Source organism: Lactococcus sp. EKM203L (assembly GCF_011800585.1).
Lineage (GTDB): Bacteria > Bacillota > Bacilli > Lactobacillales > Streptococcaceae > Lactococcus > Lactococcus lactis.
On sequence record NZ_JAALEQ010000008.1, the window covers coordinates 1 to 12,897 of the forward strand.

Genomic DNA, 12,897 nt, shown 5'->3' on the forward strand with positions numbered 1-12,897 from the left:
AAATTTTTTCTAACCTTGCCATCTCCTGCCTCTTTCAATCCACTTAGTTTATTTTTCCATTGCTCATGAAACCATTCGTCGTCTTTGTCAGCGACTTTATGTTTTTTTAAAATATCCTTATCTTTAAAATCTAGGACATTCTTTTCTTTTTGCGTTGTCATAATAACACCTCATAATTTAGTCAATCCAAATAATAGACTTTTATTTTAGTTACTTTTTTTCTTTTTATTCCATCAACCATCTGTTGGGCTATTTTTTCAGGATTACTTCCAGAGTATGATTTCTGATAAATAGAAACGTATCCATCTTCTTCTCCGTAATCCTTAACTTTTATCTCATAACTTACTAAGATGGAATCGGTGGGTTCAATTGTCTTAATTGTCACTTGAAATCTTCCGTCTTTTTTGGATTCAAGTTTTTTATCTGATAAGTTGATTAATTCCATAATCCACCTCATATTTTAGCTTCTAAGCGCTTTTAGCTTGTTCGTGATAAATTATCCACGAAATGGTTTAAGCGCTCAATGTAACCGTATTTTTCATGATTTAATGCTATTCTGTCAGTTCTTTCACTACTAACTCAACTTTCCACATCTTTGTATCTCCAGAAAGCCCACCATGCTCAAAGCTTGTTCTGCGAATAACGTTATAATTATCATCATTCCAAATTCCAGCATCTGTCAGTCCATCAATTAATGCCTTAGAAGTTGGTTCATAATTTGGTGGATCATATTTAAAGCGTTTAGGTGGATAAATTACTACGAACACATCGCAACGGTGCTTCTCATGGAATTGCTCAAATACTTCTTCTGATTGGTCTAGCCATTCATGAGCTGTTCTACATGCAATCCGTCTTAAACGCTGTTTAGTATTATTGGCAGCAATTCTTGAACCATAAGTTGTACCCTTATTATCATTCTCATTTATCATTTCTTTTCTGAGAAAGTTAAATTCAAATTTCATCTTTGGTGTCCTGTACTTGAGAAATTCATTACTTGCGCATTATTGAGTTTAAATTTCAATCTTGCTGGCAATTGTTCAAGCCTTTCATCACTTTCTGGAATTGTTAGTATAATAATTGAGCAGTTATCACTTGCGCTTAATAAAGGGGTTAATGCTTTTTCAGCTTGATTTGCTGTGAAATCTGCCAATGAATCGAAAATAAGAATTTCTGCTTCTTCAATATCATGTAATATTTTCAAATATTTTTCTCTTGCTTCATCACTAGAAAATCTATTTTCAGCAATCTGTATGTACTTTCTGACCTTTAATCGTTTTACTTTTTTCTGTCTACCAACATTGGTAACAATCCACTTGACCATATTGTCACAAGATACAACACTTAATTCATCAGCGAAATCATATTTAACAATGACATTTTTAGTCAAATCAATACCTTTTTTAGCTTTGAATTCTCCTAAGAAATCATTGACAGATTTAGTAGCAACTGTCTTTATTCCTTCAGCATGACACATCGGGCAAACTCTTACATCATATAAGTAAGGTTCTCCGATCACTTCGCCTTTTTCGTTCTTAGGATAAGAAAGCACAGATTTCTTAGAGCCGATAATCTCACAGCCGTGAACTTCACAAGTTCCAAGTTCCCCACCTTCTTGATAGTTTTTTAAAACATCAGTTGCTTTGATAGCAAACTCTCCGTCATCTCTCCATGTATCAAAAGCCATTAGATAAGACCTCCAAGAGTTTCTTTTTTAACTTTTACTTTTTGCTGGAATGATTTGAAAGTTGCACTTTCTAAAAACGCATAGGAATTTATACTAAATTTTTTAGTTTTATCTTCTGGATTTTCTTGTTTGTACCATTCAAAATAATTTTTAGCTCCGATTACTGCTTGTTTCTTTTCTTCTGATGAGAGTTTCATGAATTCAACTTGTGCCATTGCTCTTTTTGCAATATTTTTACTAGAGAATTCAATAAACGAATCAAGATATTCAGAAAGAAGTGAGTTTATATCCTCTCCTGAACTTTTTTCTTGGAAGGCATTTGGTTGCGAAGCGTCTATACTATCCTTACCTATACTATCCTTACCTAACCTAACCTCTCCTATCCTATCCTGTGCGGACATTTGGTTGTCATTTGGTTGCGGAATGGTTGACACTTGGTTGCCAAGTAGATAAGACCCTTTGCTATCAAGAGATAACAGTGTTTTTTCTTCTGTATATATCGTTGGTTTTTGTCTATCTTTTCTTATTTTGTTGTTCAAATTCCAATCTTTAACAACTGTGACTCCACTCGGAAATGCAATGATAAATCCTTTTGCTTCCAAAAGTTTCAAATCATCATTATTTGAACCGTATGCTCTGCTTAACATTTTTGCGTTTCCAATAAACCCCTCGTCATCAGCTTCCATTCCTAAATGAAAGTATAAAAGTTGACTCGATGACGGCATATCAACGAATAAATCACTCGTTGTTACTTCTTTACTAAACATTCTTCTTTGTGCCATTACTTCGACCACCGTAGATTTCCAACATAATTATTTGATTTATTACCATCAATATGTTTAACGTTTGGTAGTCCTTCAGGGTTTGGAATGAATGATTGCGCTACTAATTGATGTATAAATGGCATTACTCGTTTTCCGTTATCGAGTGTAAAACCATATCTTGGCCGCTGGTCTGATGTGGTATTTATTTTTACTTTCTTACGAATATTGTCACTTATAACTTGTCTTAGATTTCCATGGCTGCTAATCTCATATTCCCCTACTGGAATACCAACAATTTTTGGAGAGTTAATAAACTCAATTTTTTTCCACGTTTCAAATTCCATGTATTCTTCCTTTCTTCTATTTTTATTTCAAGTTTTCATTTCAAATTAAAAGCTGGCGATGAGTGGTTATGTGTAAACACTAAATACTCATTGACTTTACGGCTCGTTCCGCCACCCTCCAGCTTTGACTAAATACGAAACTACCGCCCAAGGTAGTATTGCTTAAAGTTGAATTATTTCTAATTCTACTGCTCAGGATTAGTGAGGACTACAGTTTGCTCATAGGTTTAAATTAAATCTGAGTACGAAATCGTTTGTATATTTCGTTTTGTTGCTTTGCAATAGTTACATTTTTCGCACCTTACTGGGCTTCTTCCGTTCAATACTTCAATATATTTGTCAGTAAATTCGCAAACCTCATCAAGCGAATTATCTAACCAATCTTGCGGAATAGTAATTCCAGCACTATCTGGAAAAGTTTCTTTAGTTACCGCATAAATTACTGGACTAATATTCTTTCCAATTTTTTCATCGTCAGACTGCCTTAGTATTTCTTGATAGATAGCCATTTGCCATAGATATTTTCTTGCTTTAATCCAGCTCACTCTTCGGTATTCAGCTTCTGACCATTCCTTATCTCTGATAGAACCTCTGATTGTTTTGATATCAATAAATATATTTCGCTCGAGATTCAAACAATCTAGGAAGCCGTGAAATTCAATTCCTTGAATTTTTCCGAAGATTTCAAGTTCTTTAACTCCTTGGTAGATTGTTTTAAATAATGGATCCTTATCAAGCGTTTGAACCATTTTCTCAGCAATTTGAAATTGAGACTTCAGACTTCCTTTTTTAGTGAACATATCTGATTCATGTTCTAACTTAAACTCTTCTAAAGCCTTATTGCTTTCGAAATATTTATGGACATAGCTTCCGGCATTCATAGCTTCAATTGTCGATGGAGAGAAAGTGGCTTGTCTATCCCACTCTTCAGCCATAACCGCAACAGCTTCGGCTTCACAATCAGAGAATGCTTTTAAACTTGAAAAACTTAATCTTTTTTTCATCAGCTTTTACCCACTGGAAAGAGTTCTTCAATTACTTCTTCACCTTTTCGTTCAGTTGTTTCTTGAGTTTGAGCATCAGGTCCTTCAATAGCGTTTTGTTCTTCTGGTATTGAATCTTCAATACTAATTAATGGCTCGCTTTCTGTAACATCCGTTGGTGGCCGGGTCATATCCTCATCTTGATTATCTGCAATGATACCCATTTGCATTTCTTGACTCAACGGAACATATTTAGAAATCATTGCTTTCATCACAGTTTTTTGCGCCATAGCATCAAAATCAGTTTTCCATGGTCCGTTTCCATAGGATTTACTGAATCGTTTCCCGTGATTTATAACTTGTTCTTTGGTCCAAAATGTTACTTTTTCAAACCCATTGATTAATTTAACACTCGCAAAATACCCTTTAACTTCAGTTCCTTGAGGCTTAGTAAAGTCAATTTCTAATTCCTCGAAAAGTGGATCATAACTCACAAATTGCTCTTCATAAACAATTCCAGAATTAATATTCTTTAATTGTCCACTTCTTAGCGCCAGTTGAATTAATCCTTTGTATCCAATTTGGAACTGTGCTTCTTTATGTTTAATCCATTGATTTCCTACCTTCTCGCTTCGGTTGTACGGAACAACATACGCAAAGCCTAAACTTGGTTCAATTGGTAAATCAAGAGCAGCAGCTTTCATTGCCGCAGTCATGATGCTATTTGGATCAGCTTCCTTTAATAAGTTATTGTTGCTTACAATTGTTAATAGGCTCGAAATAAAACCATTCGCCTTTTTGCCTAAAACTTCTTTAAAGCGATGTTGGACAGCCTCTGACTTCATAAAATTGTTAACATTTTGTTTTTTAGGTTCTGTACTTTCAGGATTATTTTGTATTGTTATTTGATTAGTCATGTTTGAACTTCTCCATTTCAAATTTTTGTTGAAACGTGATATAATCTAGTTATAAAAATATATAAAGATGTATATCACGTCTTAGTCCGCATTCCAGTGCGGGCTTTTTTGTTGTTTGCTCATACTAATATCCCCAGTCAGACAAGCACGAATTGAGCATAGCGGCTTTTTCTTGTTCTGTTCGTGATCTGCGGATAATGTACATTGTTCCGTCTTTTCTTCGATAAGTAGATTCAATAACTTCTCCAACTACTTCTCTTTTTTCTAAGTCATAATGCTTATATCCAATAACTGTTGGAACTGTTAGGACTTCTCGTCCATTCATAATTTGTGTGTGCATTATTTTCCTTTCTATCTGAATTCATCTAAGCTGATGTCTAATGCATCCGCTATTTTGACCATTGTTAGCCAACGAGGATTTTCAGAATTTCTTTTTTTAAATTGATGAATTTGTTGAGCGCCAAGTCCTGTAACTTTCCCAAGTTCATACTCGGTCATATTTTTCTCAACAAGTTTAATTTTTATCTTTGACCACAACATTTAGTTTCCTTTCTATGTATGCGTTTTAATCCTCCGAGTGCTATAATTACTGTGAGCAGATATTTGCGGTATTTGCTTAGTTTTATGGAAAGGAGGGGTAAGTGATGAAAAGTATTATTATCTCGTATGATTTGAATAATTCTGGAAAGAATTATAAAGATTTAATCCAAAAGATTGAATCATATCCAAATCATGGTAAAATAAATGAATCTGTTTGGCATATAAATACTGATGATTCATGTGAACAAGTTAGAGATAATTTGTTACCTGCAATTGATAATGATGATAGTTTATTCGTTGGAGATCTTAGCGGCGAAGCAGCATGGTTCAATGTAGAATGTGGTAACTATTACCTCAAAGAAAATCTTTAGAAGTAAATTCGTCACTTTTGTGGCGTTTTTTTATTTCTACTGAGATTACATTCTCATCAATATTTTTTACGACCAGTTTAATAAGTTGTTCTGTGTTCAAATCTACAATTTTTTCGCCTTGAACTTCTTCATCTATAAATAATGTTTTTGTTTTCATGATTCGTTCTCTTTTCTAGCGGAGCACCGCATTTAATTTTGCTGGGTTGACTATGTATGTGTAGGTCATGCTCTACCCTCTTCCCGATTGATAGCAGCTAGAACCATGTAAAATGGGGGATATTCATTAAATCCTTTTCCACTTTCTTTTATGTCGGCAAGCTCAACAACTGCTCCATCTTTAAACTTGCCATAGATTTTCGGTCTTTTATCCATTTAATCTTTCTAAGCTCCTTTTAATTCACGAAGTTCATCTAGTTTATCCAAAGTGATTCCTTTGTCACTCATAATCTTTGACATAAGCACGCTCGCTTCATGTTTTGGAGTTTTGTTATGAAGCATTTGATGAAATTGAACTTTCTTCTGTCCATACTCAGAACCTAGAGAATCTTGTCGAATTCCTGTAAGTTCCAACCATTCAAGAATTAGTTCACCTGCATTACTTGATTGTGGCATTTAACTACTCCTCTCTATAAAATAATTAATAACAAGTTGCTTCACTCTTTGACTTAGATTTCCGTCTGCCGTACTAACACCGTCCGAGTAGTTGTCTCTGCTGTTATTTTTGATATAGAATTCAATTAAGAATCTAGTTAAATATTTTTTATTAATAATTTATGCTTTAATTCTTGACTTTTTTATTAAAAAACATTAGAATGATAGCATAGTTAAAAGCCTTAACAATTACTTTATAAACTTGCTTGGCGGCTCGGTTCATTGTATTTGTGAAGTGTTTTTATTAACTGAAAACTTAACTAGAAACTTAACTCATTTCTACAAGATTTATTATACTAATGTTTTTTAATAATGTCAAGTTTTTTCTATTAAAAAACATTAATAATTTTTCTTGTATCTTTTTGGAGGTGCAAAATGACGGTTTATGACCGAGTAAAATTCCTTTTGGATAAAAGGAAAATGACTGTTGGAGAATTTGAAGAAAAATTTGGACTTTCAACAAACACAACTTACAGGTGGAAGAAAAATATTCCTAATGGGGCAACCCTTGAAAAATTAGCTACTTTCTTTGGAACTTCAACTGACTATCTTATTGGACTCTCTGACTCTCCGTTCAACGAAAAAGATGTTGACCGGATGTTAGGAAGCGCCGAAGCGTATAATGGACAACCTATGACTGATCATGATAAAGAAGTAATCAAAGCTATGATTAAAGGATACATGGAAGCTAAACCTAAAGACTAAAATATAAAATCATGACAGGAGATTTTATGAATTATAAAGAAATACTTGACGAGATAGGAATACCTTTGGTATTTTCGACCTCTCCTCTCGACGGTGGAGGCTACTATCTCCCTTATGCTTTTGAATACGGAGAGAACGGTGCGATTATTGTTGATGGTACTATTGAATCTGACGAGCAAATGGAAATCATTACCCTACATGAATGTGGCCATAAAATAAAAGGGACTACTTTGACTAAGCTAAGTTCCTCACAGCTACATGTTATTAATGAAGCTAAAGCGAACAGATTCATGATACATTGCAAAGCAATTGATTTTTTAGAAGAAATAGACTATCATGCATGTTACTACACTCCTGAACGATTTCTAACACGCTTCAAATTATCTGTAAAAGAATTTTATGATATGGCAGCTCAGGAAATGGAACAAATCGCTATTGATAATCAATCTCAATTAATTTTTTGAAATTTACGAGCAGTGTCTTGAATTTCATTTAAATATCGAATAGGAGAGCCTCATGAAATTTGGAATGAGAAAACCTAGCCTTACAAAAAGTTTTAAAGCTAGAACAACAGGTAAAATCAAAAGATCAGTAAAAAAGTCTGTCATACCTATGTATGGTAAAAAAGGTACTGGAATTTATAAGAATCCTAAAAAAGCAATCTATAACAAAGTTTATAACAAGACTAGTTTTTCTGCCGTTCCATCTCTATTTGATTTACCATCACCAAAAGGAGGGTTTGATACTTCAACTATAAAAAATATCTCGGATTTTCCAAAGATACCAAAGAGATATGTTCGTGTCCTTTCTGATAAAGAAAGCAGATTAGCCGTTATATTGATTTTTGTTTTCTTTATTTCCTTTTTTATACCTGTAATTGCAATTCTCTTTATTGGAGCAATTATCGCTTTTATAGCAAGATTAGTAACTAGAACACAAATAACAGTTTTAGATAAAAAGACTGGTGAGAAATCTACTATTTCTAAAATCCAGTTTTCAATTTTGGAAGAGGAATACAAAGAACAGAAGGTTAAATATTCAAAGATACCGCTAAGCAGTCAACTGGATCTATACAATTCATATATCAAACAAGCCCTTGAATCTTCTCAAATAATAGAAACAACAGTAAATCCAGAAACATACTTTTATCGTTATAAACTTCTTTTAGATAGACTAGATAAACTAATTTCTATCGCTGAGGATCCTCGATTATTAAGTGCGAAAAGTGATTTTACACAAGTTAAGCAAAAGCTGATATCTAATAAAGATAAAATTTCTAACAAATTTATTGAGCGTGTAAAGCTTAAAACTAAGATAGGAATGGCGACTTTAAAAACTGAGCGAGGTAAAGAAAATAGGTTAAATAAATTGAAAGATGAACTTCTTTCTTACTCAGCTTATTTAAATCAACACCAACTTGAATATATAACAAATTGGACAATAAATAATATATAAAAAAACCCGCCCAAACTTTGGCGAGTACCGGGCGGATTAAACATCATATACAGTATAAACACTTCAAATGAAGCATTTTTACTGTACTTATTTTAACAAAAATGAGGTACAAAAACAATGAAAAAAGTAGCAATCTATTGCCGAGTCAGCACACTAAGCCAAGCTGAAGATGGTTATTCCATCGGAGAACAACAAGATAAGCTTAATAAATATTGCGAAATAATGGGATGGGAAGTCTCAGAAGTCTATACTGATGCAGGTTTTTCTGGAAGTACCATAGAACGGCCAGCTATGAAAAAATTACTTAGAGATGCCGAAAATCACACTTTTAACACTATTTTAGTTTATAAACTAGATCGCCTTTCTCGAAGTACAAGTGATAATTTATATTTAATCAAAGAAGTTTTCAAAAAGAATGACATTGAATTTGTATCACTAAACGAAAAAATAGATACATCTGACGCTATGGGAGAGTTCTTCTTCACTCTTCTTGCTGCGGTTGCTGAAATGGAACGAAAAACAATAACAGAGCGTATGGCATTAGGAAGGCTCGGACGTGCAAAATCAGGAAAAACTATGGCATTCTCAACCCCTCCTTATGGATACAAAAGAACTCCTGGTCAAGACATCCTTGAAATTGTACCCCAAGAAGCCAAAATTGTTCAAAAGATATTTACTGATTATATGGGTGGAAAAAGTGTGGCTACAATCCGTCAAGAATTAAATGAAAAAGGATATTCTTCAAGAAAAGGAAAGTGGCCCTTCAGTACAATTAGAAATATGCTTGAAAATACGGTTTATATTGCTAAGGGTAAATTTAAAGGTAAAGCCTATGAACAAGAGCATGAAAAAATAATAAGCGAAGAACTTTTTTGGGCTGTACAAGATGAGTTGGAAAAGCGCCAAATTAAGCAAGTTGAACTAACCAATGTAGCTCGACCATTCCGTGCTAAATATATGCTATCTGGTCTACTTAAATGCGGATATTGTGGCGGGCATATCACATCTTTAACTGGTCCCAAGCGTTTAGATGGGACTTCAGCTGTAAGATATGAATGTGTAAGGAGAAAGGATTATAGAAAGCGCCTGTCTGATAATCAGAAAAAATGTGACTCTGGATATTATCATAGATTAGATTTAGAAGAGCATGTTATTGAATATCTTGCTAATTTACCAACTAAAGAAACTGAGTTGAAAAAATTCTTATCGCTTGATAAATCAGAGGCATTTAATTTTGAAGCGGTTAAAAAAGAGCTACAATCTGTAAATAAGAAAATTGATAAAGAAAACTATCTTTTTAGAAATGATTATATTGATGAAGTTGAACTTCAAAAGAATGTTAAAAATCTTTTAGGGGTAAAAAAACAGTTAGAAAATCAATTGAATGAAAACAAAGAAGGTAAAATAAATCACGATAAAAATAATCGAGTTTTAGAATTACTGAAATCAGGGGATATAAGAACAATGGATTATGAACAACAAAAAAAGATAGTAAAAACATGCATCAGCAAGATTTTACTAACTTCTGATGAAATTACTATCATACTTAATTTTTAATTTTCTAAAAAACTATGTATTAAGTCCATTCTGCTTTTATCGCATGATAGCTAGCTACTGGATCTTTTGCTTGGGTAATTGGACGGCCGACAACAATATAATCTGAACCAATTGTTCTTGCTTCTTTAGGTGTCATTACTCGTTTTTGGTCGCCTTTACTTGCACCTTCTGGGCGGATTCCTGGTGTGAGACAAATGAATTCTTTCGATGTCGCTGCTTTAATTTTTTCAACTTCATGTGCCGAACAAACGACACCGTCAAGTCCTGCTTGAGCGGTTTTTTGTGCGTAATTAATAACCGATTCTTCAAGACTAGTCATAATTTTTTGGTCATTTTGCATAATTTCCTCAGAAGTTGAGGTTAATTGTGTGACCGCAATTAATTTTGGTCTTTGCCGTCCAACTGGCGTTCCAGCCTCTAAACCACGTTTAGCCGCGACCATCATTTCAACACCACCAGCGGCGTGAACATTAACCATATCCACTCCTAAACGTGCTAAAACACGCATTGAGGATTCAACAGTATTTGGAATATCATGGAGTTTTAAATCAAGGAATACACTGTGACCGAGCGATTTTACATAGTAAACAACTTGGGGTCCAGCCGTGTAAAAAAGTTCCATTCCTAGTTTAATATACAATTGTTCTGACGGATCAAATTTTTCGAGAAAATCTTTTACGTCTGAGAATTCAGGGAAATCAAGGGCAATGACAGGTCTATTTTCTTGCATTTTTTCTACTTCCTTTTTCTAAATATTTAATGACAGAATTATCAGCTCCACTGACAATTCTTTTAACTATCGATAAAATGCTCGCTTTGGTCGCTAACGAACGAAAGAATTATCAGCTCCGCTGACAATTCTTTTAGCTATGGATAAAATGCTCGCTTTGGTCGCATTTTACTGACAGAATGATTAAACAGGCTGTCAGTAATTTTAGCTAATAATAAAATCATTTTTTTGAGTTTTTAACTTCTTGAATCAAGTTTTCTAAGCTATCAATTCCATATTGATCCATTACCTCTGGTAATTTTTCAATGATTTTTGGACAGACAAATGGGTCAGCAAAATTGGCAGTGCCAACGGCAACGGCTGAAGCTCCTGCCATATACATTTCTAAAACGTCTTGAGCACTTTCAACCCCGCCCATTCCAATGATTGGAATGTCAACCACTTGAGCCACTTGATGAATGAGTTTGAGTGCAACTGGTTTAATTGCAGGACCCGACAATCCACCTGTGATATTTGCTAAAACAGGTTTTCGTGTTTTCAAATCAAAACGTACACCCATCAGTGTATTTATCATTGTCAATCCATCTGCGCAAGCATGCTCAACTGCTTTTGCAATCGGAACAATGTCGGTCACGTTGGGTGAAAGTTTCACATACAAAGGCACCTTACTGACCGCTTTACAAGCTTTGACTAGCGCAGCTGCAACATCTGGATCTGTCCCAAAAGCTTGTCCGCCGTGTTTAACATTAGGGCATGAGATATTTAATTCAATGGCTTTCACATTGGGTGCATCTCCAATTTTTGCACAAACAGCCACATAATCATCTTCTTCAGAACCAGCTACATTAGCAATAATCGGAAGGTCTGGAAAATTTTCATTGAGCCAAGGCAATTTTTCGGCCATTATAACTTCTAATCCTGGATTTTGTAGTCCAATTGCATTAAGCATGCCACTCGCTGTTTCAGCCACACGGGGTGTCGGATTGCCAAAACGAGGATGAAGGGTTGTTGCTTTGACCATGATTGACCCTAATTTGTTCAAATCATAATATTTGGCATATTCTTCACCAAAGCCAAAACAACCTGAAGCTGGAATGATTGGATTTTTTAAATCAAGTCCGGGTAATTTTACTGACAGACGATTATTTTTGGTCATTTTTTCTCCTAATTTTTTTGTGGCAATCATCAGCTCTACTGATGATTTTTTTATGCTGATAGAGTAGTCCAATTATAGTAATAGTTGTTTTCCTAAAAATACAGGGCCATCTTCACAGACTTTAAGGGCATGATTCTCATCTTCTTTATCATGTTCAACGCAAGCATAACATGCTCCGATTCCACAAGCCATCCGGCTTTCCATTGAAATATAAAGTCGTTCCAACTGGTCATATTTTTTTGCAACAGCTTTGAGCATGGCTGGCGCACCACAAGTATAAAGAGCGTCAACTTCAAAATCAACTTCTTCCAGTAACATCCCAATATGACCTTTTGTTCCATAAGAGCCATCGTCAGTTGCAATTTTCAAGCTTACATTTTTTAGTTCATCAAATTCCTTCTCTAAAATCTTGACCTTTTCAGAAGCGAAACCTAGCAAAATGGTCATTTGGCAGTTTTTTTCTTCAAGTTGTTTAGCCAATTCATAGAGAGGGGGGACCCCAATTCCTCCGCCGACAATTAAAATTTTATCAGTCGAAACTACTTCATCTACTGGAAAACCATTTCCCAGTGGGCCCATTACATCAATTTTTGCATCTGTTTGTAATTTTGAAATTTCATAAGTTCCACTTGTTTCGTCACCAATTCGATAAAGAATCGTACAAGTTTTTGCGACTTTATCCCAACTGGAAATAGAGATTGGGCGACGTAAAAGCATACTAGCATTAGGCACCGCAAGATGTAAAAATTGTCCCGGCAAATCCATCTCTTCTACTAGCTCTCCTTTAAGAACCATCTCGAAAATATTAGAAGCAACCTCACGTTGGCTGACAATCGTCATCATCTCTTGTAACTTAGGCATTATTTCTCCATTCTTTATTCGGACAGAAGCAACAGCTTGCTGAACCTTCTTTTATTTATCGATAAAATGCTCATGTTAATCGCATTACTGACAGAAAGTTCAGCTTACTGAACCTTCTTTTATTCATCGATAAAATGCTCATGTTAATCGCATTGCTGACAGAAAGTTCAGCTTACTGA

At 34.6% G+C, this 12,897-nt stretch carries 19 protein-coding genes and 1 pseudogene; 5 read left to right on the forward strand and 15 right to left on the reverse strand.

Annotated elements, in window-relative coordinates; genetic code table 11:
* Nucleotides 1-181 precede the first annotated feature (181 nt).
* The 9 genes from HFD15_RS11290 to HFD15_RS11330 all read right to left on the reverse strand — a co-directional run bounded on the left by HFD15_RS11290 (nt 182) and on the right by HFD15_RS11330 (nt 5,232).
* Nucleotides 182-445: a hypothetical protein gene (locus HFD15_RS11290; protein WP_167593157.1), complete on the reverse strand. Its 264-nt coding sequence runs from the start codon at nt 443-445 to the stop codon at nt 182-184.
* A 106-nt stretch (nt 446-551) separates the two neighbouring features.
* Nucleotides 552-962: a hypothetical protein gene (locus tag HFD15_RS11295; protein WP_029344336.1), complete on the reverse strand. Its 411-nt coding sequence runs from the start codon at nt 960-962 to the stop codon at nt 552-554.
* Nucleotides 959-1,684, reverse strand: a complete 726-nt coding sequence (locus HFD15_RS11300; RefSeq protein WP_167593158.1) for a hypothetical protein — start codon at nt 1,682-1,684, stop codon at nt 959-961. Before HFD15_RS11300 ends, HFD15_RS11295 begins: the two co-directional genes overlap by 4 nt.
* On the reverse strand, nt 1,684-2,466 hold the full coding sequence (locus HFD15_RS11305) for a phage replisome organiser protein (protein WP_023189114.1): 783 nt from the start codon (nt 2,464-2,466) through the stop codon (nt 1,684-1,686). Before HFD15_RS11305 ends, HFD15_RS11300 begins: the two co-directional genes overlap by 1 nt.
* A complete protein-coding gene (locus HFD15_RS11310) occupies nt 2,466-2,792 on the reverse strand; it encodes an HNH endonuclease (RefSeq protein ID WP_167593159.1) in 327 nt (108 codons plus the stop codon). Before HFD15_RS11310 ends, HFD15_RS11305 begins: the two co-directional genes overlap by 1 nt.
* A gap of 227 nt (nt 2,793-3,019) precedes the next feature.
* Nucleotides 3,020-3,796 (reverse strand): PD-(D/E)XK nuclease-like domain-containing protein, encoded by a 777-nt coding sequence (locus HFD15_RS11315; protein WP_167593160.1) that lies wholly within the window; start codon nt 3,794-3,796, stop codon nt 3,020-3,022.
* Nucleotides 3,796-4,692 carry a recombinase RecT gene (locus HFD15_RS11320; protein WP_153496241.1) on the reverse strand — a complete coding sequence of 299 codons (897 nt, stop codon included), beginning with the start codon at nt 4,690-4,692 and terminating at the stop codon, nt 3,796-3,798. Before HFD15_RS11320 ends, HFD15_RS11315 begins: the two co-directional genes overlap by 1 nt.
* Before the next feature lie 124 nt (nt 4,693-4,816).
* The gene (locus tag HFD15_RS11325; protein WP_043735394.1) at nt 4,817-5,032 is read right to left on the reverse strand and encodes a DUF1408 domain-containing protein; all 216 of its coding nucleotides are present in this window, start codon (nt 5,030-5,032) and stop codon (nt 4,817-4,819) included.
* An 11-nt stretch (nt 5,033-5,043) separates the two neighbouring features.
* Entirely contained in the window at nt 5,044-5,232 is a 189-nt protein-coding gene (locus HFD15_RS11330; protein ID WP_181952279.1) for a helix-turn-helix transcriptional regulator, read from the reverse strand.
* 104 nt (nt 5,233-5,336) lie between these two features.
* Here HFD15_RS11330 and HFD15_RS11335 point away from each other — a divergent pair, with 104 nt between their 5' ends.
* Complete coding sequence (locus tag HFD15_RS11335) at nt 5,337-5,603, forward strand: CRISPR-associated protein Cas2 (RefSeq protein WP_167593161.1); 267 nt, start codon at nt 5,337-5,339, stop codon at nt 5,601-5,603.
* On the opposite strand, the gene HFD15_RS11340 is transcribed toward HFD15_RS11335, so the two are convergent.
* From HFD15_RS11340 to HFD15_RS11350, 3 genes are all read right to left on the reverse strand, one after another.
* Complete coding sequence (locus HFD15_RS11340; protein WP_167593162.1) at nt 5,587-5,760, reverse strand: hypothetical protein; 174 nt, start codon at nt 5,758-5,760, stop codon at nt 5,587-5,589. The two genes, HFD15_RS11335 and HFD15_RS11340, sit on opposite strands and share 17 nt — an antisense overlap.
* Nucleotides 5,761-5,825: 65 nt before the next feature.
* Nucleotides 5,826-5,975, reverse strand: a complete 150-nt coding sequence (locus HFD15_RS11345) for a hypothetical protein (protein WP_167593163.1) — start codon at nt 5,973-5,975, stop codon at nt 5,826-5,828.
* 9 nt (nt 5,976-5,984) lie between these two features.
* Nucleotides 5,985-6,215, reverse strand: a complete 231-nt coding sequence (locus HFD15_RS11350) for a hypothetical protein (RefSeq protein ID WP_058221518.1) — start codon at nt 6,213-6,215, stop codon at nt 5,985-5,987.
* A 414-nt stretch (nt 6,216-6,629) separates the two neighbouring features.
* Here HFD15_RS11350 and HFD15_RS11355 point away from each other — a divergent pair, with 414 nt between their 5' ends.
* From HFD15_RS11355 to HFD15_RS11370, 4 genes and pseudogenes are all read left to right on the forward strand, one after another.
* Nucleotides 6,630-6,959 carry a helix-turn-helix domain-containing protein gene (locus HFD15_RS11355; RefSeq protein WP_058207979.1) on the forward strand — a complete coding sequence of 110 codons (330 nt, stop codon included), beginning with the start codon at nt 6,630-6,632 and terminating at the stop codon, nt 6,957-6,959.
* Nucleotides 6,960-6,970: 11 nt separating this feature from the next.
* Nucleotides 6,971-7,423: a hypothetical protein gene (locus HFD15_RS11360; RefSeq protein WP_167593164.1), complete on the forward strand. Its 453-nt coding sequence runs from the start codon at nt 6,971-6,973 to the stop codon at nt 7,421-7,423.
* Between the two features lie 52 nt (nt 7,424-7,475).
* A pseudogene (locus tag HFD15_RS14590) lies at nt 7,476-7,655 on the forward strand (hypothetical protein); the annotation flags it as partial.
* An 876-nt stretch (nt 7,656-8,531) separates the two neighbouring features.
* Nucleotides 8,532-9,971, forward strand: coding sequence for a recombinase family protein (locus HFD15_RS11370; protein WP_167593165.1), 1,440 nt, complete (start codon nt 8,532-8,534; stop codon nt 9,969-9,971).
* Between the two features lie 19 nt (nt 9,972-9,990).
* On the opposite strand, the gene pyrF is transcribed toward HFD15_RS11370, so the two are convergent.
* The 3 genes from pyrF to HFD15_RS11385 form a co-directional block, all read right to left on the reverse strand.
* Complete coding sequence (gene pyrF / locus HFD15_RS11375; protein WP_058224540.1) at nt 9,991-10,701, reverse strand: orotidine-5'-phosphate decarboxylase; 711 nt, start codon at nt 10,699-10,701, stop codon at nt 9,991-9,993.
* 220 nt (nt 10,702-10,921) lie between these two features.
* Nucleotides 10,922-11,857 (reverse strand): dihydroorotate dehydrogenase, encoded by a 936-nt coding sequence (locus HFD15_RS11380; protein ID WP_058208813.1) that lies wholly within the window; start codon nt 11,855-11,857, stop codon nt 10,922-10,924.
* 72 nt (nt 11,858-11,929) lie between these two features.
* Entirely contained in the window at nt 11,930-12,718 is a 789-nt protein-coding gene (locus HFD15_RS11385; protein WP_058208812.1) for a dihydroorotate dehydrogenase electron transfer subunit, read from the reverse strand.
* Nucleotides 12,719-12,897: the final 179 nt, after the last annotated feature.